The sequence below is a fragment of the Pseudorhodoferax aquiterrae genome (genome assembly GCF_014652235.1).
GTDB classification, from domain to species: Bacteria; Pseudomonadota; Gammaproteobacteria; order Burkholderiales; family Burkholderiaceae_C; genus Pseudorhodoferax; species Pseudorhodoferax aquiterrae.
On record NZ_BMYK01000005.1, the window covers coordinates 106,609 to 127,494 of the forward strand.

At 70.3% G+C, this 20,886-nt stretch carries 14 protein-coding genes; 2 read left to right on the forward strand and 12 right to left on the reverse strand.

Translation table 11 applies throughout. The features are described 5' to 3' along the window. Positions 1–10: 10 nt before the first annotated feature. The 5 genes from IE209_RS10790 to IE209_RS10810 form a co-directional block, all read right to left on the reverse strand. Positions 11–847 (reverse strand): SHOCT domain-containing protein, encoded by an 837-nt coding sequence (locus IE209_RS10790; RefSeq protein ID WP_189686964.1) that lies wholly within the window; start codon positions 845–847, stop codon positions 11–13. A gap of 62 nt (positions 848–909) precedes the next feature. Beyond that, entirely contained in the window at positions 910–1,506 is a 597-nt protein-coding gene (gene ureE, locus IE209_RS10795; RefSeq protein ID WP_189686965.1) for an urease accessory protein UreE, read from the reverse strand. An 82-nt stretch (positions 1,507–1,588) separates the two neighbouring features. Next, positions 1,589–3,307 carry an urease subunit alpha gene (gene ureC / locus IE209_RS10800; RefSeq protein WP_189686966.1) on the reverse strand — a complete coding sequence of 573 codons (1,719 nt, stop codon included), beginning with the start codon at positions 3,305–3,307 and terminating at the stop codon, positions 1,589–1,591. Further along, on the reverse strand, positions 3,308–3,613 hold the full coding sequence (locus IE209_RS10805; protein WP_189686967.1) for an urease subunit beta: 306 nt from the start codon (positions 3,611–3,613) through the stop codon (positions 3,308–3,310). Continuing rightward, positions 3,613–3,915, reverse strand: coding sequence for an urease subunit gamma (locus IE209_RS10810; RefSeq protein ID WP_145546288.1), 303 nt, complete (start codon positions 3,913–3,915; stop codon positions 3,613–3,615). Before IE209_RS10810 ends, IE209_RS10805 begins: the two co-directional genes overlap by 1 nt. 104 nt (positions 3,916–4,019) lie before the next feature. Between IE209_RS10810 and IE209_RS10815 the strand changes: the two genes are divergently transcribed. Together IE209_RS10815 and IE209_RS10820 are read left to right on the forward strand one after the other, a co-directional pair. After that, complete coding sequence (locus IE209_RS10815) at positions 4,020–7,538, forward strand: hybrid sensor histidine kinase/response regulator (RefSeq protein ID WP_229882801.1); 3,519 nt, start codon at positions 4,020–4,022, stop codon at positions 7,536–7,538. Then, entirely contained in the window at positions 7,519–8,496 is a 978-nt protein-coding gene (locus IE209_RS10820; protein WP_189686968.1) for a response regulator transcription factor, read from the forward strand. Before IE209_RS10815 ends, IE209_RS10820 begins: the two co-directional genes overlap by 20 nt. Position 8,497: 1 nt before the next feature. Here IE209_RS10820 and IE209_RS10825 read toward each other — a convergent pair whose 3' ends face one another. From IE209_RS10825 to IE209_RS10855, 7 genes are all read right to left on the reverse strand, one after another. Continuing rightward, positions 8,498–9,505: an HD-GYP domain-containing protein gene (locus tag IE209_RS10825; protein WP_189686969.1), complete on the reverse strand. Its 1,008-nt coding sequence runs from the start codon at positions 9,503–9,505 to the stop codon at positions 8,498–8,500. After that, positions 9,502–13,218 (reverse strand): PAS domain S-box protein, encoded by a 3,717-nt coding sequence (locus IE209_RS10830; RefSeq protein WP_189686970.1) that lies wholly within the window; start codon positions 13,216–13,218, stop codon positions 9,502–9,504. The genes IE209_RS10825 and IE209_RS10830 overlap by 4 nt, the downstream gene beginning before the upstream one ends. Positions 13,219–13,345: 127 nt before the next feature. Beyond that, positions 13,346–15,508 (reverse strand): putative bifunctional diguanylate cyclase/phosphodiesterase, encoded by a 2,163-nt coding sequence (locus IE209_RS10835; protein ID WP_189686971.1) that lies wholly within the window; start codon positions 15,506–15,508, stop codon positions 13,346–13,348. Between the two features lie 96 nt (positions 15,509–15,604). Continuing rightward, positions 15,605–16,093 (reverse strand): DUF6152 family protein, encoded by a 489-nt coding sequence (locus IE209_RS10840; protein WP_189686973.1) that lies wholly within the window; start codon positions 16,091–16,093, stop codon positions 15,605–15,607. A gap of 25 nt (positions 16,094–16,118) precedes the next feature. Continuing rightward, the gene (locus IE209_RS10845) at positions 16,119–16,544 is read right to left on the reverse strand and encodes a hypothetical protein (RefSeq protein WP_189686974.1); all 426 of its coding nucleotides are present in this window, start codon (positions 16,542–16,544) and stop codon (positions 16,119–16,121) included. Positions 16,545–16,591: 47 nt separating this feature from the next. Continuing rightward, entirely contained in the window at positions 16,592–17,509 is a 918-nt protein-coding gene (locus IE209_RS10850; protein ID WP_229882802.1) for a response regulator transcription factor, read from the reverse strand. Next, the gene (locus IE209_RS10855; RefSeq protein ID WP_189686975.1) at positions 17,491–20,877 is read right to left on the reverse strand and encodes an ATP-binding protein; all 3,387 of its coding nucleotides are present in this window, start codon (positions 20,875–20,877) and stop codon (positions 17,491–17,493) included. The genes IE209_RS10850 and IE209_RS10855 overlap by 19 nt, the downstream gene beginning before the upstream one ends. Positions 20,878–20,886: the final 9 nt, after the last annotated feature.

Below are 20,886 nucleotides of genomic sequence, written 5' to 3' on the forward strand. Positions count from 1 at the left end.
CTCAGCGTGTTCAGAGTCGGCCCAGCAGTTCGGTTTTCTTGGCCTGGAATTCGGCCTCGTCCAGCACGCCCTTGGAGCGCAGATCGGCCAGCCGCTCGATCATCGCGAAGATGTCCTGGGTGTGGCCGCCGGCAGGCGGGCTCATGGTGGGCGCCGGGTAGGGAGCGGGCGGCGCCTGGTACGGCGCCGGCGCCGCGGGCTCCACGCCGTTGACCGAAATCACCGGCAGGCTGGCGACGTCGATGAGGCCGTACTGGCTGTTGAAGCTCAAGGAGCCGCCATAGGACTGCTGCTGCGAGAAGCCGCCGATCTGGTGGTCCAGCGTGTCGTAGATCGTGACCACGCCGTTGGCCTCGATGGCCAGGCGCCGCGCCTGCGCGAAGTTGGCGTAGCGCGTGCCGTTCTGCGAACCCGTGCTGTCGGGCCAGCGCAGCGTGGGGCCCCACCAGTCGGGCGGTGGCGGTACGAACAGGCTGGCGCCGTTGCTGTTGCTGCTGTCGGTGTAGCTATAGCCGCTGCCGCTGAACTGCTCCTGCCCGTTCTGGCTCTGCGACTGGAAGCTGCCGCTCAGCACCAGGTCGGGCTGGCTGGCGACCAGGTTGGACAGTTCGAAGCACAGCGCGTCGACGCGCGACTTCAGGTGGTTGTTGAACATGTCCGACACCATGGTCATGCCGCCGCGCATCCACTGCCCGGAGCCGCCGAACTCCGGATGACTGAACTGGGCCATGCCGCCGTTGCCCCGGACCACGGCGTCCAGCATGCTCAGCGCGGCGTCCGTGCTGATGCCGTGCCGCCTGGCGATATCGTCGATGGCCTGCTGGCCGGTCGGTGAGAGTTGGCGCATGGGAACCTCGCTCTGCAGTGGATGGGCGGATTCTGGCAGTGGCGGATGTCGGGCCGCTGCGGCTATTGCTGCTGGTCCTGGCCGTCGTGGTGGTGGTCGTGCGCGTGGCCGTGACCGTGTTGGTGGGCGTGGCCATGGCCATGGTCGTGGTCGTGGTGCGCATGTCCGCCATGGTCGTGGTGGTCATGGCCATGACCATGCCCTTGCGCACCGTAGGCACCGCCTTCGGGCTCGAAGGCCTCCGCGACGGGCGTCACGATCAGGTGCATGGCGCGCAGCATGTTCGCCAGCACGTGGTCGGGCTCGATCTTGAGGTGGTCGGGCTTGAGTTCGATCGGCACATGGCGGTTGCCCAGGTGGTAGGCCGCGCGGATCAGGTCGAACGGCGTGCCGTGCGCCGTGCAGTGGGTGATCTTGAGCACATCCTGTGGTGCGGCCAGCACGCGGACCAGCGAGCCGTCCTCGGCCACCAGCACATCGCCACCCCGCACGACGGTGCCGCGCGGCAGGAACACGCCGAGCTGGCGGCCTTGCGAATCGGTGGCGTCGAAGCGGCTCTTCTGGCGCACGTCCCAGTCGAGTTCGACGGTGGCGGCGCGCTTGAGCAGCACCGGCGCGAGGCCGGCGCCCTGGGGCATGAGTTTGCTGGTGGTGAGCATGGATGGCGAAGGAGAAGGCGCGACCGCCGCGACGCGCGGCGGCCATCGGCCACTATCGTAGACCTGCCGCGGGCCGGCCGTCTCAGAACAGGAAATAACGCTGCGCCATCGGCAGCACCTTGGCCGGTTCGCAGGTCAGCAGCTGCCCGTCGGCCCGCACCGCATAGGTCTGCGGATCGATCTCCATCTTCGGCAGGTAGCCGTTGTGGACCAGGTGCTGCTTGCGCACGTTGCGGATGTCCTTCACGGCGCTCAGATTCTTGGCCAGGCCGAAGCGCTCTTTGATGCCGGCCGACAGGCCGGCCTGCGACACGAAGGTCAGCGAGCCCCTGGCGATCGCGCCGCCGTAGGCGCCGAACATGGGCCGGTAGTGCACGGGCTGCGGCGTCGGGATCGACGCGTTGGGATCGCCCATGGCCGCGAACGCGATGGAGCCGCCCTTGAGAATCAGCGCCGGCTTCACGCCGAAGAAGGCCGGCTTCCAGACCACGAGGTCGGCCCACTTGCCGACCTCGATGCTGCCCACCTCGTGGCTGATGCCGTGCGCGATCGCCGGGTTGATCGTGTACTTGGCCACGTAGCGCTTGACGCGGAAGTTGTCGTTGCGCGCGCTGTCCTCGGGCAGCGCGCCGCGCTGCACCTTCATCTTGTGCGCGGTCTGCCAGGTGCGCAGGATGACCTCGCCGACCCGGCCCATGGCCTGGCTGTCCGAGCTCATCATGCTGATCGCGCCCAGGTCGTGCAGCACGTCCTCGGCCGCGATGGTCTCCTTGCGGATGCGCGACTCGGCGAAGGCCAGGTCTTCGGCGATGCCGGCGTCCAGGTGGTGGCACACCATCAGCATGTCCACGTGCTCGTCCAGCGTGTTCTGGGTGTACGGCATCGTGGGGTTGGTCGAGGAGGGCAGGAAATTGTCCTCGCCGACCACGCGCAGGATGTCGGGTGCGTGGCCACCCCCCGCACCCTCGGTGTGGAAGGCGCACAAGCCACGGCCCTTGGTCGCCGCGATGGTGTTCTCCACGAAGCCCGATTCGTTGAGCGTGTCCGAGTGGATCGCCACCTGGGTGTCGGTGGCGTCGGCCACGTCCAGGCAGTTGCTGATCGCGGCCGGCGTCGTGCCCCAGTCCTCGTGCAGTTTCAGGCCGATCACGCCGGCCTCGATCTGCTCGTGCAGCGCGGCCGGCAGGCTGGCGTTGCCCTTGCCCAGAAAGCCCAGGTTCATCGGGAAGGCGTCGGCCGCCTGCAGCATGCGCTCGATGTTCCAGGGGCCGGGCGTGCAGGTGGTGGCGAAGGTGCCCGTGGCCGGGCCGGTGCCGCCGCCCAGCATGGTGGTCACGCCCGAGGCCAGGGCCTCCTCGATCTGCTGCGGGCAGATGAAGTGGATGTGGCTGTCGATGCCGCCGGCCGTCACGATGTTGCCCTCGGCCGCGATGATCTCGGTGCCCGGGCCGATCACGATGTCCACGCCGCTCTGCACGTCGGGGTTGCCGGCCTTGCCGATGGCCACGATGCGCCCGCCCTTCAGGCCGATGTCGGCCTTGACGATGCCCCAGTGGTCCAGGATCAGCGCGTTGGTCAGCACGCAGTCCACCGCCCCTTCGGCACGCGTGCGCTGGCCCTGGGCCATGCCGTCGCGGATGGTCTTGCCACCGCCGAACTTGACCTCTTCGCCGTAGCCGCCGGCGGCCAGCGTGTAGTCCTTCTCGACCTCGATCAGGATGTCGGTGTCGGCCAGGCGCACACGGTCGCCGGTCGTGGGGCCGAAGATCTCCGCGTAGGCGCGGCGCGAGATGTTCGCCATTTACAGCTTTCCTTGTACGAGGCCGCGAAAGCCGTAGACCGTGCGGTCGCCGGCGAAGACCACCAATTCCACGGTGCGCTGCTGGCCGGGCTCGAAGCGCACGGCCGTGCCGGACGCGATGTTGAGCCGCATGCCGCGCGCGGCGTCGCGGTCGAAGTCGAGCGCGCCGTTGGTCTCGGCGAAGTGGTAGTGCGAGCCGACCTGGATCGGCCGGTCGGCGCCGTTCTTGACCAGCACGGTCAGCGTGCGGCGCCCGGGGTTGAGTTCATGGTCGCCCGCGTCGACCAGCAGTTCGCCCGGCGTCATCACGGGATGGGCTGGTGCACGGTGACCAGCTTGGTGCCGTCGGGGAACGAGGCCTCGACCTGGATGTCCGGGATCATCTCGGCAATGCCTTCCATGACGTCGTCGCGTGTGAGCACGTTGCGGCCTTCGCTCATGAGTTCGGCCACGGTCTTGCCGTCGCGGGCGCCTTCCATGACGGCGGCGGAGATCAGGGCAACGGCTTCGGGGTAGTTGAGCTTCAGCCCTCTGGCCTTGCGGCGCTCGGCGAGCAGGGCGGCGGTGAAGATCAACAGCTTGTCTTTCTCTCGCGGTGTGAGTTCCATGTCGCTCGGAGATCAGGCTGTGGTGGATGGCATCGAACGATTATTCAGCAAGCATCATGCCGTGCGACCCACGGGTGGCATGAAAGCTGCGCGGTCGGCGTCCCGTGCAAGAGACTTCCGCCCCCGTCGAACAGAACGCGCCGCAGCGCATCGTCAAGGTCCGGCGTGACTACAACAGTTGGGTCGCGCGCGAGACCATGGAGGACTACGCGCTGCGCTTCACGCCCACGCGCTTTCGCAAATGGTCGTCCTGGCGCGTGGCCAACACGGCCTTCGGTGCGGCCTCGTTCCTGATCCTGGAGGCCGTGGGTGCCACGCTGCTGGTGCAGTACGGCTTCGTCAACGCGTTCTGGGCCATCCTCGCCACCGGCCTGATCATCTTCCTGGCCGGCCTGCCGATCAGCATCTATGCGGCGCGCTATGGCCTGGACATGGACCTGCTCACGCGTGGCGCCGGCTTCGGCTACATCGGCTCCACGCTGACCTCGCTGATCTACGCCAGCTTCACCTTCATCTTCTTCGCGCTCGAGGCCGCCGTCATGGCCTATGCGCTGGAGCTGGCGCTGGGCATCCCGCCGACCTGGGGCTACCTCGTCTGCGCACTGGTCGTGATCCCGCTGGTGACGCACGGCGTCTCGGCCATCAGCCGGCTGCAGATGTGGACGCAGCCGCTGTGGCTGGTCATGCTGGTCGTGCCCTTCGCCTATGTGCTGCTGCGCGATCCTGGTGCATTTTCTGGTGTCACGCACTATGTCGGTGACAAGTCTTCGGGCGACGGTTTTGATCTGCACCTGTTTGGTGCTGCCCTGACCGTGGGCATCGCGCTCATCACCCAGATGGGGGAGCAGGCCGACTACCTGCGGTTCATGCCGGTGCGCCAGCGCGCCAACCGGGGGCGCTGGTGGCTGGGCGTGCTGGTCGGCGGGCCCGGCTGGGTGGTGCTGGGCGTGGTCAAGATGCTGGGCGGCGCGCTGCTGGCCTACCTGGCCATCAGCCACATGGTGCCCAAGGAGCGGGCCGTGGACCCGAACCAGATGTATCTGGCGGCCTACGAGTACGTGTTCCCCAACCTGGGCTGGGCGGTGGCGGCCACGGCCTTGTTCGTCGTGGTCTCGCAGCTCAAGATCAACGTGACCAATGCCTATGCCGGTTCGCTGGCCTGGTCCAACTTCTTCTCGCGCGTGACGCACAGCCACCCGGGCCGCGTGGTCTGGGTCGTGTTCAACACGCTGATCGCGTTCATGCTCATGGAGATGAACGTGTTCCAGGCTCTGGGCGAGGTGCTGGGGCTGTACTCCAACCTGGCGATCGCCTGGATCATGGCCGTCGTGGCCGACCTCGTCGTCAACAAGCCGCTGGGCCTGTCGCCCAAGGGCATCGAGTTCAAGCGCGCCCACCTGTACGACATCAACCCCGTGGGCGTGGGCGCGATGGCGCTGGCCTCGGCGCTGTCCATCAGCGCCTACATCGGGCTCTTCGGCCCGCTGGCGCAGGCCTTCTCGGCCGTGATCGCGCTGGGCACCGCCTTCGTGGCATCGCCGCTGCTGGCCTGGCTCACGCGCGGGCGCTACTACATCGCACGCACATCGAGCCCCCACGCTCGGCACTTCGTGTCCTCGCTGCCCCCCGAGGGGGCTGCTCCGCCTTGGGGCGGCCCGGCGGCGGAGCAATCGACACCCCAGGCCCACCGCTGCGTGATCTGCGAGCGCGAGTACGAAGGCCCCGACATGGCGCACTGCCCGGCCTACCAGGGGCCGATCTGCTCGCTGTGCTGCACGCTGGACGCGCGCTGCGGCGACCTCTGCAAGCCGCGCGCCGCGCTGTCCTGGCAATGGTCGGCCGCGCTGCGCTGGCTGCTGCCGCGGCGCATCTGGCCCTACCTGGACACCGGGCTCGCGCACTACCTGCTGCTGATGCTGATCCTGGTGCCGCTGCTGGCGGCCGTCTTCGGCCTGCTCTACAGCCAGGAGACGGCCGTGACCGAGGCCGCGGCCGGTGCGCGGCTGGCCGAGGAGGCGCTGCGCTCGGGCTTCACCAAGGCCTACATGGCGCTGCTGCTGGCGGCCGGCATCGTGGCCTGGTGGCTGGTGCTGGCGCACAAGAGCCGGCAGGTCGCGCAGGAGGAGTCCAACCGCCAGACACATCTGCTCGTGCGCGAGATCGCACTGCACCGCCAGACCGATGCCGAACTGCAACGCGCGCGCCAGGTCGCCGAGGAGGCGCGCCGCCAGGCCGACCAGGCCAACCAGGCCAAGAGCCGCTACATCAGCGCGATCAGCCACGAACTGCGCACGCCGCTCAACAGCATCCTGGGCTATGCGCAGCTGATGGGCGAGGACGCTGCCGTGCCGCCGCACCGGCGCCATGCCGTGCAGGTGATCAAGCGCGGCGGCGAGCATCTGCTGCAGCTCGTCGACGGCACGCTGGACATCGCGCGCATCGAGTCGGGCAAGCTCACGCTCAACATCCGTCCCATGGCCTTCGCCGACACCGTGCACGAGGTCGCCGCCATGTTCGAACTGCAGGCCGAGGGCAAGGGCCTGGCCTTCCACTTCGAGCCCGAGGGCCCGCTGCCCGAGCTGGTGCGCGCCGACGAGCAGCGGCTGCGCCAGATCCTCATCAACCTGCTGGGCAACGCGATCAAGTTCACGGCCGCGGGCCATGTGCGTTTTCGGGTCCGCTACCAGCGCGAGATGGCGACCCTGGAGATCGCCGACAGCGGACCCGGCATCGCGGCCGACGCGCTCGCCCGCATCTTCGAGCCCTTCGCACGTGCGCCCGCGCCGGGCCAGAGCGCGCCGGGCGGTGCGGGCCTGGGTCTCACGATCGCCAAGATGCTGACCGACCTCATGGGCGGCGAGCTCACGGCCACGAGCGAGCCCGGCGTCGGCTCGCAGTTCCGGGTGCGCTTGTTCCTGCCCGCCCAGCATGGCAGCGCCGGGCGGCAGGAGGCGCGGACCACGACGCCGCGCCACGGCTATGCCGGCCCGCGCCGCAGCATCCTCGTGGTCGACAACGAGGAGGTCGACCGCCAGTTGCTCGTGCACCTGCTCGAGCCGCTGGGCTTTGCGCTGCGCACGGCCGCCAGCGGCCACGACTGCCTGGACCTGCTGGTCGCGGGCTACCGGCCCGACGCCATCCTGATGGACCTGGCCATGCCCGGCATCGATGGCTGGGAGACCATCCGCCGCGTGCGCGCGCTGCTGCCGCGGCCGCCGCGCATCGCCATCGTCTCGGCCAACGCCTTCGACAAGGGCCTGGAAAACGATGTGGAGATCCGGCCCGAGGACTTCCTCGTCAAGCCCGTGCGCTTGTCCGAACTGCTGGACTGGCTGGGTCGCCAGCTGGCGCTGCAATGGCTGGACCAGCCGCCGGCCGCCGAGGCGTCGCCGCCCGCGCCTGCCGCCCCGTTGGCCTACCCCGACGCGGCCAGCCGCGCGGCCCTGCAGCAAGCGGTGGACGTGGGCTTTCCGCGTGGCATCACGAATGCGCTGGACGCCATCGAGCGCAGCCAGCCCGCCTGCGCGGGCTTCGTGCTGCAGATGCGCGGGCTGGCCCGACAATTCCAGTTCGAAGCCATGAGCCGATTGCTGCAACAAGCCGATGCCGCACCCACCCCTTGACCAGACCCTGGACCGCGCCAACAGCGACGTGGTGCTGATCGTCGACGACGTGCCGGACAACCTGGCCGTGCTGCACGACGCGCTGGACGAATCGGGCTTTACGGTGCTGGTCGCCACGGGCGGCGAGATGGCCTTGCAGCGTGCCGCGCAGGCCGTGCCCGACGTGGTGCTGCTGGACGCCATGATGCCGGGCATGGACGGCTTCGAGGTCGCGCGCCGGCTCAAGGCGCTGCCGGCCACGGCCCATATCCCCATCATCTTCATGACCGGCCTGACCGAGACCGAGCACCTGGTCGCGGCGCTGGAGTCGGGCGGCGTGGACTACGTGACCAAGCCGATCAAGCCCAAGGAGGTGCTGGCCCGCATGCAGGTGCACCTGGCCAGCGCGCGCGAGCGGCGCCAGGCGCGCAACGCGCTCGACGCCTTCGGCTATGCCAGCATCACCGTGCGCGTGAGCGACGGCCGGCTCATGTGGCAGACCGTGCTTGCGCGCGAGCTGCTGCAGCGCTACTGCGGCGGGCCGGGCGGCGGCAACGTGGCGCCGCCCGTGCTGCTGGACTGGCTGCGCCGCCATGCCTTTGACGCCGAGCAGCGCCAGATCGAGCCGCCGCCGCTGCGCCTGGAGCAGGGTGCGCGCGCGCTGAGTTTCCGGCTGCACCAGCAGACCGGCGACGGCGAGGGCGGCGGCGACTGGCTCATCGTCATGCGCGAGGAGTCGGACGCGGCCGTCATCGAGGCGCTGAGCCTGTCGCTGGCGCTGACCGCGCGCGAGGCCGAGGTGTTGTACTGGCTGGTCAAGGGCAAGACCAACCGCGACATCGGCGAGATCCTGGGCGCGAGCCCGGCCACCATCAAGAAGCACCTGGAGCGCGTCTACGTCAAGCTCGGCGTGGAGACGCGCACGGCGGCGGCCACGGTGGCGCTGCAGCGCGTGCGGCAGCTGCAGCCGCAGTCCTAGTTCAGGCGTCGGTGGGTGCGTCGGCGAAGCGCTCGCGGATCGCCAGCAGCTGCGGCAGGATGCCAATGAAGACCGGCACCAGCGCGGGGTCGAACTGCTTGCCGGCTTCCCGTTCGAGCAGCGCCACCGCGTCGTCCACGCTCCAGGCCGGCTTGTACGGCCGCACGCTGGTCAGCGCGTCGAACACGTCGGCGATGGCGATGATGCGGGCCTCCAGCGCAATGGCTTCGCCGGCCAGCCGGTCGGGGTAGCCACTGCCGTCCCACTTCTCGTGGTGGCTGCGCGCGATCTTGGCGGCGATGTGCAGCACGCCGCTCTCGTGCTGGCCGATGATGTCGGCGCCGATGCTGGCGTGCGTGCGCATCACGGCCCATTCCTCGGGCGTCAGCTGGCCCGGCTTGCGCAGGATGTGGTCGGGAATGCCGATCTTGCCCACGTCGTGCATGGGCGCGGCGTGCAGCAGGTCCTCGGCATCGCGCGCATCGAAACCCAGCGCCAGCGCCAGCGCCTGGGCGTAGTGGCTCATGCGCAGCACGTGCTGGCCGGTCTCGTTGTCCTTGTACTCCGCCGCGCGGCCCAGGCGCTGCACGATCTCCAGCCGCGAGGCCTTGAGTTCGTCCATGCGCACCAGCGACAGGTGCGTGCGCACGCGGGCCCGCACCATGGGCGGGCTCACGGGCTTGATGATGTAGTCGACCGCGCCGGCGTCGAACCCCTGCGCCTCGTCGCCCGCGTCAGCCAGCGCGGTCACGAACACCACCGGGATGGACGCGGTGGCGGTGTCGGCCTTGAGCGTGCGACAGACCTCGTGGCCGCTCATGCCCGGCATCATCACGTCCAGCAGCAGCAGGTCGGGCCGCTCGTCGCGGGCCAGCTTGAGCGCCGTGGCCCCGTCGCGCGCATACAGCAGCCGGTAGTCGGCCTGCAGGATGCCGCGCAGCACCTGCAGGTTGGTGGGCTCGTCGTCCACCAGCAGCAGGCGCGGGCGGCGGTCGGGGTCGGTGGTCATGGCAAGGCCTCGGTGGGGGTCTGCAGGTTGGCGCGGAGCCGGTCGACGCAGCGCAGGGCCGCGTCGAAGTCGAAGTTGTCGATGGCTTCCATGAGCGCGCGCATCTCCACCGGCGGCAGCACTTCGGCCAGCTGGTGCAGTGCTTCCTCGTCGAGCTCATGGCGCTTCAGGGCTTGCTGCAGGCCGTCCAGGCCGCCCAGCACGCTGTGCTGCTCCAGCGGCGCCAGCACGGTGGGCACCGTCGGCGCCGGCGCCGGAGCAGGTGGCGGCAGCACCGCGGCCACGGACTGGAGCTGGGCCAGCAGCACCGGCACGGCCGCCCGCGCAGGCGCCAGCTGGCCGGCGCGGGCCGCGCGTTCCAGCACCTGCGCGGCCAGCCGCAAGGCCGGCAGCGCCAGGTTGCCAGCGGCACCGGCGATGCGGTGGGCCGACGCCACCAGCGCCGCCGTGTCCTGGCGTTCCAGGGCGTCGGCCAGGTCCAGTGGCGTGCCGGCCTGCGCCTGCACGAAGTTGCCGATGGCCGCTTGCAGCCGCTCGCGGCTCTGCCAGAGGACCAGCCCCTGTTGCCAGTCGACCACGGCGTTGCTCTCGGGCACATCCTGCGAGCGCGTCGTTCCGGGCGCCGGTTGCAGGCCCAGCACGCGCCCGATCTCGGCGAACAGCTGCTGGGTCACGACCGGCTTGGTGGCGAAGCCGTCCATGCCGGCCTGCTGCGCGGCGAGGCGGTCGGCGGCCTGCACGCTGGCCGTGAGCGCGATGACCGGCGTGGGCACCAGGCCGCTTTCGCGTTCGCGCGCACGCAGCGCGCGGGTGGCGCTGAGCCCGTCGATCTCGGGCATGTGCATGTCCATCAGCACCAGGTCGAACCGGTGTTCGTCGAGCATGGCCAGCGCCTCGCGTCCGTTGCGTGCGCTGTGCACGCGGTGGCCGTCGGCCTGCAGCAAAAGCTCCAGCAGTTCCACGTTCTGCGGCACGTCGTCCGCCACCAGGACCGACAGCGGGGGCAACTGGCCCGTGGCGACGCCGACCTCGGCTTGCGGCGCCTGACCGGCCTGGAGCGGCAGATGCACCTCGAAGCAGCTGCCCACGCCCAGTTCGCTGCGCACGACGATGCGGCCGCCCATCAGCTCGGTGAGCTGGCGCGCGATGGTGGTGCCCAGGCCGGTGCCGCCGAACTGGCGTGTGATCGTGGCGTCTGCCTGCGCGAAGGCGTCGAAGATGCGCTCGACGCGGTCCGGTGCGATGCCGATGCCGGTGTCCTGGACGGCGATGACGGTGCTCTCGTCGCGCTGTTCGACACGCACGTCGATGCGGCCCTGGCGCGTGAACTTGATGGCGTTGCCCACCAGGTTGACGAGCACCTGCTGGATGCGCAATGCGTCGCCCCGGCGGAAGTCGGAAAGCGCGGCCGGGTAGTCCAGCGCGAGGGCCAGGCCCTTCTTCTCGGCCGTCAGCCGCATCGAGGCCACCACCTGCTCGCACAGCTGGCGCAGCGAGAAATCGCCCAGTTCGAGTTCGACCGCGCCCTTCTCGAGCTTGGCCGTGTCCAGGATGTCGTTGAGCAGGCCCAGCAGCGATTGGCCGGCCTGGCGCACCGTCTCCAGGTGGCGCCGCTGCGTGGGCGCCAGCGCGGTGTGGAGCAGCACGTCGGTGAAGCCCAGGATGGCGTTCATGGGCGTGCGGATCTCGTGGCTCATGTTGGCCAGGAAGCTGCTGCGCGCCTGCGCCGCCTGCTCGGCCCGCACCTTGGCCTGGCGCAGCTCGCGCTCCATGGTCTTGCGCAGCGTGATGTCGGTCTTGAAGGCCATGGTCTTGACGAGCCGCCCGGCGCCATCGAAGACCGGGTTGTAGGTGGCCTGCACCCACAGCTCGCGGCCGTTCTTGCCCATGCGCTCGAACTCGCCGGCCAGCACCTCGCCGCGCTGCAGCGCGTCCATCATGCGCAACTGGTCGGGCAGGCGGCGCAGGTGCGGCGGCAGCATGTCCAGGTAGGGCCGGCCGATCAGCTCTTCGGCCCGCTCGTAGCCGAGCATGGCGACGTAGTTGCCATTGCAATGCAGGATGCGGCCATCGGGTGCGAGTTCCAGCACCGCCATGGCGCGGTCCAGCACCGCGCCGGTGGTTTCGAAGGCCTTGGCGCGGGCGCGTTCCTCGGTCACGTCCAGCATCACACCGTCGATCCACTGCAGCTGCCCGTCGGCGTCGCGCACGCCGCCGGCCGATTCGGCGATCCAGCGCTCTGCGCCGTCGGCGCGGCGGATGCGGTATTCCACGGCATAGGGCTGGTCCTGCGCCAGCGCCAGCGCGATCGCGGCGTTGCGGGCCTGCCGGTCGGCCGGCGGGATCAGGGCTTCCAGACTGCGCAGGTTGCCGACGAACTCGGCCGCCGGCCAGCCCGTCAAGTCCTCCACGCGCTCGGAGACGAACAGCATGCGTGCGTGCGTGCGCGCCTCGCTGCGGAAGGCCACGCCGGGCATGTTGGCGATCAGGGTGCGGTACTGCGCCTCGCGGTTGCGCAGCGCCGTCTCGATCGCCTTGCGTTCGGAGATGTCGGTCACGATGCCCAGGTACAGCGGCTCGCCCTGGCCCTCGGTGCGGCTGATGGCCAGCCGCAGCGCGATCACGCGGCCGTCGCGGTGCCTGCCACTGACTTCGCGGCTGGCGCCGACCAGGCCGGCGAGGCGGCTTTGCAGGTGTTCGGCGCGTTCGGCCGCGTCCAGGCCGTCGGGCACCGCTGTCATGAGCAGATCGATGTTGCGGCCCACGACGGTCTGGGCCGACCAGCCGAAGATGCGCTCGGCCGAGGCGTTGAACGACAGGATGCGGCCGCTGCGGTCGGCCGAGATGATGCCGTCCACGGCCGTGTCGAGCACGGCGCGCAGACGGCCCTCGCTGTCGCGCAGCCGCTGGTTCAGGTGCTGCGAGCGCAGCAGGGCCTGCACCGTGACGGCCAGCGCGCCGATGGTCACGGCGACGAAGGCGATGACCAGCGCCAGCACGTTCTGCGGATCGGCGGCCGGATCGAAGGCCGGATCGGTCACGCCGATGAAGCGCGCCGAAGCCATGCCCAGGTAGTGCATGCCGGCGATGGCCAGGCCCATGACGCCGCCCGCCAGCAGGTCCAGCGCCTGGCCGCCCAGGCGCAGCCGGTGTGCCAGGCCGAAGCGGATCCACAGCGCCAGCACCGACAGCACCACGGCCAGCACGATGGAGGCAGCGAAGCCCAGCGGGTCGAAGGCCAGCCGGGCGTCCATGCGCATGGCCAGCATGCCGCCGTAGTGCATCGCGCCGATGCCGGCACCGACCAGTACGCCGCCCAGCAGCAACTGGCGCCCGCTGATCTGCGGGCGCGCCAGCAGGTGCAGCGCGGTGCCCGCGGCCAGCAGGCTGGGCAGCATGGACAGCAGGGTGATGCCGGGGTCGTAGTCCACATCGGTGCACAGCTGGAAGGCCAGCATGCCGATGAAGTGCATGGCCCACACGCCGGCGCCCAGGGCCAGCGCGCCAGCGCCCAGTGCGGCCCAGCGCGCGGCGGGCCGCGTGGTCCGCCGCGCGCCGACGGCCAGCTGCATCGCCGCCCAGGCGGCGGCCACCGCCACCACGACCGACAGCGCCACCAGCCAGGGGTGGTAGGCACCGGCGATCTGCAGCGCCGGCGGGATGTCCTCGCGCAGGAACCAGCGGTTCCAGTCGAACGTGGTGAGGGACGTCATGAGGTTTGTTACAAATTTACGCAGATCGGAGCCGGCATATGTTCGGCAAAAGATCCGATCCCTGCGCCCAAGGAATGCACGCCCTCGCCGTATTTGTGCGATGGTGGGGGCGCGCGGTGCGCGAGTATCAGGCTTGCAGGCGCAGTGCGGCCTGCTCGGCCGGTTCCGGCTGGCCGTAGAGATAGCCCTGGGCGCCATCGCAGCCGCAGGCGGCCAGGAATTCGGCCTGGGCCGGGGTCTCCACGCCCTCGGCCAGCACGCGCAGGCCCAGGCCGCGCGCCAGCGCCACGGTGGCATGCACGATGGCGGCGTCCTGCTCGTCCTGCGGCAGTGCGCAAACGAAGCTGCGGTCGATCTTGAGCTCGTCGAGCGGAAAGCGCTTGAGGTAGGCCAGCGAAGAGTAGCCGGTGCCGAAGTCGTCCAGCGACATCCGGATGCCCAGGGCGTGGATGTCCTGCAGCAGGCCGATGATCTGCTCGCCTTCGCCCATGGCCACGGTTTCCGTGATCTCCAGCCGCAGCAGGGCCGGGGCGATGGCGGTTTCGCGCAGCGCCAGGCGCACGACCTGCACGATCTCACCATTGGTCCATTGGCGCGCCGACACGTTCACCGCCACGGGCACCGGCCGCAGCCCGGCGGCCTGCCAGCGCGCCAGCTGGCGGGCCACCTCGCGCACGGCCCAGGCGCCCATGTCCACGATCAGGCCGGATTCCTCGGCCAGAGGAATGAACTCGGAGGGCGGCAGGTCCCGGCCCGGCGCCTGCTGCCAGCGCATCAGGGCTTCCATGCCGATCATGCGGCCGCTGTCGAACGCGAACTGTGGCTGGTAGTGCAGCCGCAGGCGCCCGTGCAGCAGGGCCTGGCGCAGATCGACCTCGCGCGCCAGGCGGTCGTGCATGCGCGCGTTGATGTCGCTGGCCCAGATGTGGAAGCTGGCCTTGGGCTGGCCCTTGGCGCGGTACATGGCCATGTCGGCCTTGGACAACAGGTCCTCGATCTGCATGCCGTCCCGCGGCACCAGCACCACCCCCACGCTGGCCGAACTGGGCAGCAGGCGGTGGTTGAACTCCGGGCCCAGCGCCACGTCGCGCGACAGCGCCTCGACGATCTTGCTCGCCCCCAGGGCAGCGCCCTCGGGGCCGCCCACGTCTTCCAGGATCAGCACGAACTCGTCGCCGCCCCAGCGCGCCACCGTGTCGGTGTTGCGGCACAAGGCCTGCAAGCGCTGGGCCAGCACGCGCAGCACGGCATCGCCGGTGCGGTGGCCCAGCGTGTCGTTGATGTGCTTGAAACGGTCCAGGTCGACGAACAGGATGGCGGCCACGCTGTGCTGGCGCTTGACGCGCGAGAGCGTGAGCTGCAGCTGCTCCTGCAGCAGCACGCGGTTGGGCAGGCCGGTCAAGGCATCGTGCGTGGCGGCATGCTCACGCTCGCGGGCGGCCTCGAGCGCGCCCGTCATGTCGGTGAACACCAGCACGGCGCCGTCGACCACGCCGTCCGTGGCCCGCAGCGGGCTGGCCGTCGCGCGCAGGCTGCGCAGGCCCTCGGCTGAGCGCAGCTGCAGCAGTTCGCGCACGCGCACGCTGACGCCCTGGGCGACACAGGCCGTGATCGCCGCATGCAGCGCATCGTGGCTCTGCTCCTCCAGCGGATAGGCGAGGGCGAGCGGGCGCCCGTCCAGCACCTGGGGGGCCGCCTGCTGCACGGCGCTGGGATTGGCGAAGCGCACGGTGTGCTCGGCGCCGTCGACGGTGAGCACCGCATCGTCGATGGCGCGCAGCGCGGCCTGGGCCTGGGCACGCGTGCGCTGCAGCTGGCGCTGGGCCGCGCGCGCGCGCGCCGCCTCACGGAAGCCCAACGCGACCGCCAGGCCGGCCACCGGCAGGGCCGGAGGCAGCCAGCGCTGCTGCGTCAGCAGGGCAGAGCTGGCGGCCAGGGGCAGGCACAGCAGCGCCAAAGCCAGCAGCAGGCGCGCCGGTGCCTTGCGTGGCCGCAAGGCCACTGCGCTGACCAGCAGCAGTGTGAAGAGTGCGGCCAGCGGCGTCGGCACCTGTTCGACCGCGGCCGCCTGGGGCAGGGTGGGGGCGCCATCGCCCTGCAGCAGGTGGTAGGCCAGCAGGTCCAGGTGCTGCAAGGCGGCCGGTTGCCACCAGGCCAGCAGCAGGGTGACGGCCGCTCCGGCGAACCACCAGGTGGCGCGTGCCGCCGCCGCCGCCGCGAGATTGCGCCGCCGGGGCCGCAGGCGCCCGCGACCGGTCGGGTCGACGGGGCGGGAGCGCGGGCTGGGCATGGCGGCTGGAGAGTGGCTGTGAAACGCCTCCGATTGTATGGATTGTTGTCAAGCAAATGTTTTGTATTCAGTGCAGTGACAGCATGCCGTGTTTCTTCACGCAGGGCTGGAGCGCAGTCCATAGGTCTTGCCGCCCACGAACAGGTATTCCACCCGCATCACGGCATCGCCCTGTTCCCCCTTGAACGTGAAGCCCACGGCCGCCACGCGGTCGCCCGCACGGATCTCCTCGGCCTGCCAGGCGCGCATGCGCGTGAGCGGCGCCAGCTCGAGTTCCCAACGACGGTCCTGGCGGGTCGGCAGCACGGTCTTGGCCAGCAGCGCGGGGCCATCGACGCCGGCGCTCTGGGCCGGCAGCGTGCGCTGCTTCAGGTCGGCCGGTAGCGCCAGCGTGGCGGGCGTCTCGACCACGAGTTCGGCATGCGGATTGCGCCAGCGGCTCTCGAGAACCTGGCCTTCCAGGTAGATCGGCCGGTCCTGGTCGAAGCTGCTCCAGCCGTGGTGGGCATGGGCGCGTTGCAGCGCGAGCGGGACGGCCAGGCCGGCCAGTGCGACCAGCCGGCGGCGCGTGAGGTACAGGTTCATGGCATCGCTCCTTCGTGGTGGTGGGTCATTCGTAGGCGATCCAGCGGCCGCAGACGATCGCGGCCAGCCACAGCCCGCTGGACACCAGCATCTGCAGCCGGGCCAGCCGGTCGAGCCGGGCCAGCGCGCCGCGGCCGTGGAACCAGGCCGCGTTGCAGCCGGCCAGCGCCAGCAGCGCCATCTTGAGCAGGAAGCTGCGCTTGGCCAGCAGCTCGCCGGGCTGGCTGGCGAACATCAGCAGGCCGCTGGCCGCGGCCAGCGCGAACCCGGCCAGCGCCAGCGTGAGCGACAGCCGCGCCAGCGCGGGCACCGGCAGCGCGGCGGCGCCGCCGAACACGCGCACCTCCAGCGCCACGAGGTTGCCCAGCAGCAGCGCGATGCCGGCGATGTGCACCACTTCGAGGGCAGGGTAGGCCCAGGGATGGGACTGCAGGGCGGCCAGGGCTTGCATGCGGGCCATCTTCGCACCGGCCGCGCGCGGCGCGGCCAATGCCCGTTTCAGCCGTCGGGCAGCACGCCTTCGCGCGTCACCAGGGCAGCGGCCGAAGCCCGCGTCTCCACGCCCAGCTTGGCATAGGCATGTTCCAGGTGCTTGTTCACCGTGCGTGGCGACAGGCCCAGGATGTCGCCGATGTCGCGGTTGGTCTTGCCCTTGGCCAGCCAGGACAGCACCTCGATCTCGCGCGGCGTGAGATCGGCCTCGCGCAGCCGCGAGGCCGCTTGCGGCCGCACCTGCAGCAGCGCCATGGCCTCGCCCATGCCGCTGGCACCGATCCACTGCAGCCGCAGCTCCTCGCCGCCCGCCGTGGCCAGCAGGGCCGAGCCGCCGCCGGCCGTGCGCAGCGGCGCCACGAACGGCGCGAGCCAGGCCGGCCATTGCTCGGCCGGCCGGTCCGAGAAGCGGCGCAGCCACTCGGCCGCGCGTGGCGAGCGCCAGGCCAGCCGGTCCTGGTGGTCCAGCAGCAGCACGCCCAGGCCGCCCAGGTCGACCGCCTCGCGTGCGAGCCGCGAGACACGCGCATTGCGCAGGTGGGTGGCGAGCCGCGCGAGCACTTCGTCGATCTTGACGGGCTTGACCACGTAGTCCACGCCGCCGGCCTCGAAGCCGGCCACGATGTGGGCGGTCTCGGACAGCGCCGTCATGAAGATCACAGGCACATGGGCGCGCTCGGGCAGGGCCTTGATGCGCCGGCAGGTCTCGAAGCCGTCCAGGCCCGGCATCAGCGCGTCCAGCAGGATGGCGTCCGGGATCACCCAATCCAGGCTCTGCAGTGCGGCCTCGCCGCTGCGTGCCACGAGCACGCCGTAGCCGGCCGCCTCCAGCGCGTCGACGAGAAAGCCCAGTGCGTCCGGTGCGTCGTCCACCACCTGCACGACCAGCTTGGGCGCCGCGGCCGTCATTCCCGTTGCAACCATCTCAGAAGACTTTCCAGATCGACCCGATCGACCAGCTGGCGCAGGTAGTCGCATTCGCGCTGCGTGGCGGTGTCGGCCGCGGCCATGCGGGCAATGCCGCGCTTGAGGGAGCCCAGGTCGCCGATGCGGGCGAGCCAGATCAGCTCGGCCGTGGCCTCGTTGGACAGCGTATGGGCCAGCGGCGGCGCGGTCTCCTGCGGTGCCGGCGCGGGCGGTGTTTCGTGCAGCCACTCCAGCTGCAGCAGCCGCTCCAGCTGCCCCAGCAATTCGGACTCGGCCACCGGCTTGGTCACGAAGCCGTTGCAGCCGCTGCCGTCCAGCTGCTCGGGCGCGTGGAACACGTTGGCCGAGACCATCACCACGGGCAGCGCCGCATGGCCGGCCTGGCGCAGCGCGCGGCAGGTGGCCCAGCCGTCCATGTCGCCCATGTTCACGTCCAGCAGCACCATGTCGGGCGCATGCGCGGCGACGGCCTGCAGGCACTCCGGGCCACTGGCGGCCTCCAGCGTGGCGAAGCCCAGCGGGATCAGGATCGCGGCCAGCAGCTGCCGCTGCTCGGGCTGGTCGTCCACGAGCAGCAGCCGGCGCCGCGCGCCCTGGTAGCCGATCACGCGGCGGTGGTTCTCCACCCGGTGCTGGTCGATGGCAGTCAGTTCGCGCATGTACAGCCTGAGCCTGAAGCAGCTGCCCCGGCCCACGGCGCTGTCCACCGAGAGTTCGCCGCCCATGAGGTCGGTCAGCAGCCGCGTGATGGCCAGGCCCAGACCGGTGCCGGGCTCGTGCGCGATGCGGCCCGAGCTGCTGCGCTCGAATGGCAGGAAGATGCGCTCGATGTCGTGCGGCGCGATGCCCAGGCCGGTGTCCTCGACCTCGAAGCGCGCCACCTCCATGCGGTGCGAGACGCGCAGCACCACGCTGCCCTCGGCCGTGAACTTGATCGCATTGCTGAGCAGGTTGAGCAGGATCTGGCGCAGCCGCTTGGCGTCGGCCTGCACGTAGGCGGGCAATGCCCGGGCCGGCAGCTCCAGGCGGAAATCCAGGCCTTTGGCATGGGCCTGCGGCTCCACCATGCGCACGAGATCGTCGAGGAAGTCGCGCAGCGAGATGGCGGCGGTCTCGATGCGCATGCGGCCGGCCTCGATGCGGGCCAGGTCCAGCATGCCATCGATGAGGCTCGAGAGGTGCTGTCCGCTGCGCTGGATCGTGGCCACCGGACCGCGCACGGCCTCGCTGGCGGCGCTGCGCAGCAGCACCTGCGAGTAGCCCAGGATGCTGTTGAGCGGCGTGCGGAACTCGTGGCTCATGCCGGTCACGAAGCGCGTCTTGGCCAGGTTGGCGGCCTCGGCCACTTCCTTGGCCTTCTGCAGCGCCGCGTCGGTGCGCTTGTGCGCCTCGATCTCGGCCAGCAGCAGCTGGTTCTGGTGGTTGGATTCGTCCTGGGCGACCTCGCGGCTCTCCACACCCAGCACGATCCACCAGGCGCCTACGGCCAGCAGCAGCAGCGCCAGCGTGTAGACCTTCTGGAAGCCTGCGCGCATGCTGGCGCGCGCGTGTTCGTCCAGGCCGGCAGCCACCACGTCCTGGTAGTAGACCAGGCCCATCACGGTGGACAGCAGCAGCACAAGGGAAACCAGCACCACGAGGTAGTGTGTGAGCCGGAAGTTCAGCCGCTGCGCCATCGCGCCGGGCAGCAGCGTGCGCAGCAGGTCCTGCGTCTGCTCGGACGCTTTCGCGCGGCTCTTGCAGCGGTCGTGGCAGCGCGACTCCAGCGTACAGCACAGCGAGCAGATCGCCGCGCCGTAGGCCGGGCAGAAGGACATGTCCTCGGACTCGAAGCGGTTCTCGCAGACCGAGCAGGCCACGCTTTCGCCGGGCCGCCACAGCGGCGTGCGCGGCCGCGCGATGTACCAGCGTCCGCGCGTGGCCCAGGCGATCAGCGGCGCGGCCACCAGCGCCGTGCCCAGCGCCAGCAGCGGCGAGAACGCGCGCGCGGCCGGCCCCAGCGCGCCCGCGTAGCTGGCCACGCCCAGGGCGCCGGCCAGCAGCGTGGCGCCCACGCCGACCGGGTTGATGTCATACAGGTGGCCGCGCTGGAACTCGATGCCCTTGGGCGACAGGCCCAGCGGCTTGTTGACGACCAGGTCGGCCACCAGCGCGCCGACCCAGGCGATGGCGATGTTGGCGTACAGGCCCAGCACCTCCTCCAGGGCGCGGAACACGCCCAGCGTGAGCAGCAGGATGGCGATCAGCACGTTGAACACCAGCCAGACCACGCGGCCCGGGTGGCTGTGCGTGAGCCGCGCGAAGAAGTTCGACCAGGCCAGCGAGCCGGCGTAGGCATTGGTCACGTTGATCTTGATCTGCGAGAGCACCACGAAGACCACCGTGATGGCCACGGCCCAGGCCGGATCCGCGAACAGCAGGCCGAAGGCCGCCAAGTACATCTGCGTCGGGTCCAGCGCCTTGTCCAGCGGCAGCTGGATCTGCAGCACCAGGTAGGCCAGCAGCATGCCGCCCATCATCTTCAGCATGCCGGGCACGATCCAGCCCGGCCCAGCGGCCAGCACGGCGGCCCACCAGCGCAGCCGGTTGGCTGCGGTCTGCTCGGGCAGAAAGCGCAGGAAGTCCACCTGCTCGCCGACCTGCACCACGAGCGCGAAGGCCATGGTGGCGGCCGCGCCGAACATCAGCCAGGAGAAGTCGCTCTCGCCCGAGCTGAAACCCGACAGGCCCGGCAGCTGCGCGAACACGCCCGGGTTCTTGACCAGGATGGCGATGAAGGGCAGCACCAGCAGCGCCAGCCAGAGCGGCTGGGTCCACGACTGCAGCCGGCTGATGAAGGTGATGCCATAGGCCACGAGCGGGATCACCACCAGCGAAGACAGCAGGTAGCAGGCCGTGATCGACCACTCGGTGAAGTACAGCTGCAGCGCCGAGGCCATGATGGCGGCCTCCAGCGCGAAGAAGATGAAGGTGAAGCTCGCGTAGATCAGCGAGGTGATGGTCGAGCCCAGGTAGCCGAAGCCCGCGCCGCGCGTGAGCAAGTCCATGTCGACCGCGTAGCGCGCCGCGTAGTAGCTGATCGGCAGCGCGGTGAGGAAGGTGATGGCGCCGACCAGCAGGATCGCCCACAGCGCGTTGGCAAAGCCGTAGTTCAGCGCCATGGCCGCGCCGATGGCCTCCAGCGCAAGGAAGGAGACGGCGCCCAGCGCCGTGTTGGCGACGCGGAACTCCGACCAGTGGCGGCGCGCGCGCGGCGTGAAGCGCAGCGAGAAGTCCTCCATGGTCTCGTCGGCGACCCAGGTGTTGTACTCCCGGCGGATGCGGAAGATCTTCTGGGCGGGGGCTGCGGTGTGCGTGTCATGCATCAGGGCGGT

Excerpts from the sequence above, each read along its gene's own strand:
- ureE (WP_189686965.1), bottom strand. The coding sequence starts at position 1,506 with ATGCTCACCACCAGCAAACTCATGCCCCAGGGCGCCGGCCTCGCGCCG.
- IE209_RS10840 (WP_189686973.1), bottom strand. The coding sequence starts at position 16,093 with ATGAACCTGTACCTCACGCGCCGCCGGCTGGTCGCACTGGCCGGCCTG.
- IE209_RS10855 (WP_189686975.1), bottom strand. The coding sequence starts at position 20,877 with ATGCATGACACGCACACCGCAGCCCCCGCCCAGAAGATCTTCCGCATC.
- IE209_RS10825 (WP_189686969.1), bottom strand. The coding sequence starts at position 9,505 with ATGACCACCGACCCCGACCGCCGCCCGCGCCTGCTGCTGGTGGACGAC.
- IE209_RS10805 (WP_189686967.1), bottom strand. The coding sequence starts at position 3,613 with ATGACGCCGGGCGAACTGCTGGTCGACGCGGGCGACCATGAACTCAAC.
- IE209_RS10820 (WP_189686968.1), top strand. The coding sequence starts at position 7,519 with ATGCCGCACCCACCCCTTGACCAGACCCTGGACCGCGCCAACAGCGAC.
- IE209_RS10845 (WP_189686974.1), bottom strand. The coding sequence starts at position 16,544 with ATGCAAGCCCTGGCCGCCCTGCAGTCCCATCCCTGGGCCTACCCTGCC.
- IE209_RS10835 (WP_189686971.1), bottom strand. The coding sequence starts at position 15,508 with ATGCCCAGCCCGCGCTCCCGCCCCGTCGACCCGACCGGTCGCGGGCGC.
- ureC (WP_189686966.1), bottom strand. The coding sequence starts at position 3,307 with ATGGCGAACATCTCGCGCCGCGCCTACGCGGAGATCTTCGGCCCCACG.
- IE209_RS10790 (WP_189686964.1), bottom strand. The coding sequence starts at position 847 with ATGCGCCAACTCTCACCGACCGGCCAGCAGGCCATCGACGATATCGCC.
- IE209_RS10850 (WP_229882802.1), bottom strand. The coding sequence starts at position 17,509 with ATGGTTGCAACGGGAATGACGGCCGCGGCGCCCAAGCTGGTCGTGCAG.
- IE209_RS10830 (WP_189686970.1), bottom strand. The coding sequence starts at position 13,218 with ATGACGTCCCTCACCACGTTCGACTGGAACCGCTGGTTCCTGCGCGAG.
- IE209_RS10810 (WP_145546288.1), bottom strand. The coding sequence starts at position 3,915 with ATGGAACTCACACCGCGAGAGAAAGACAAGCTGTTGATCTTCACCGCC.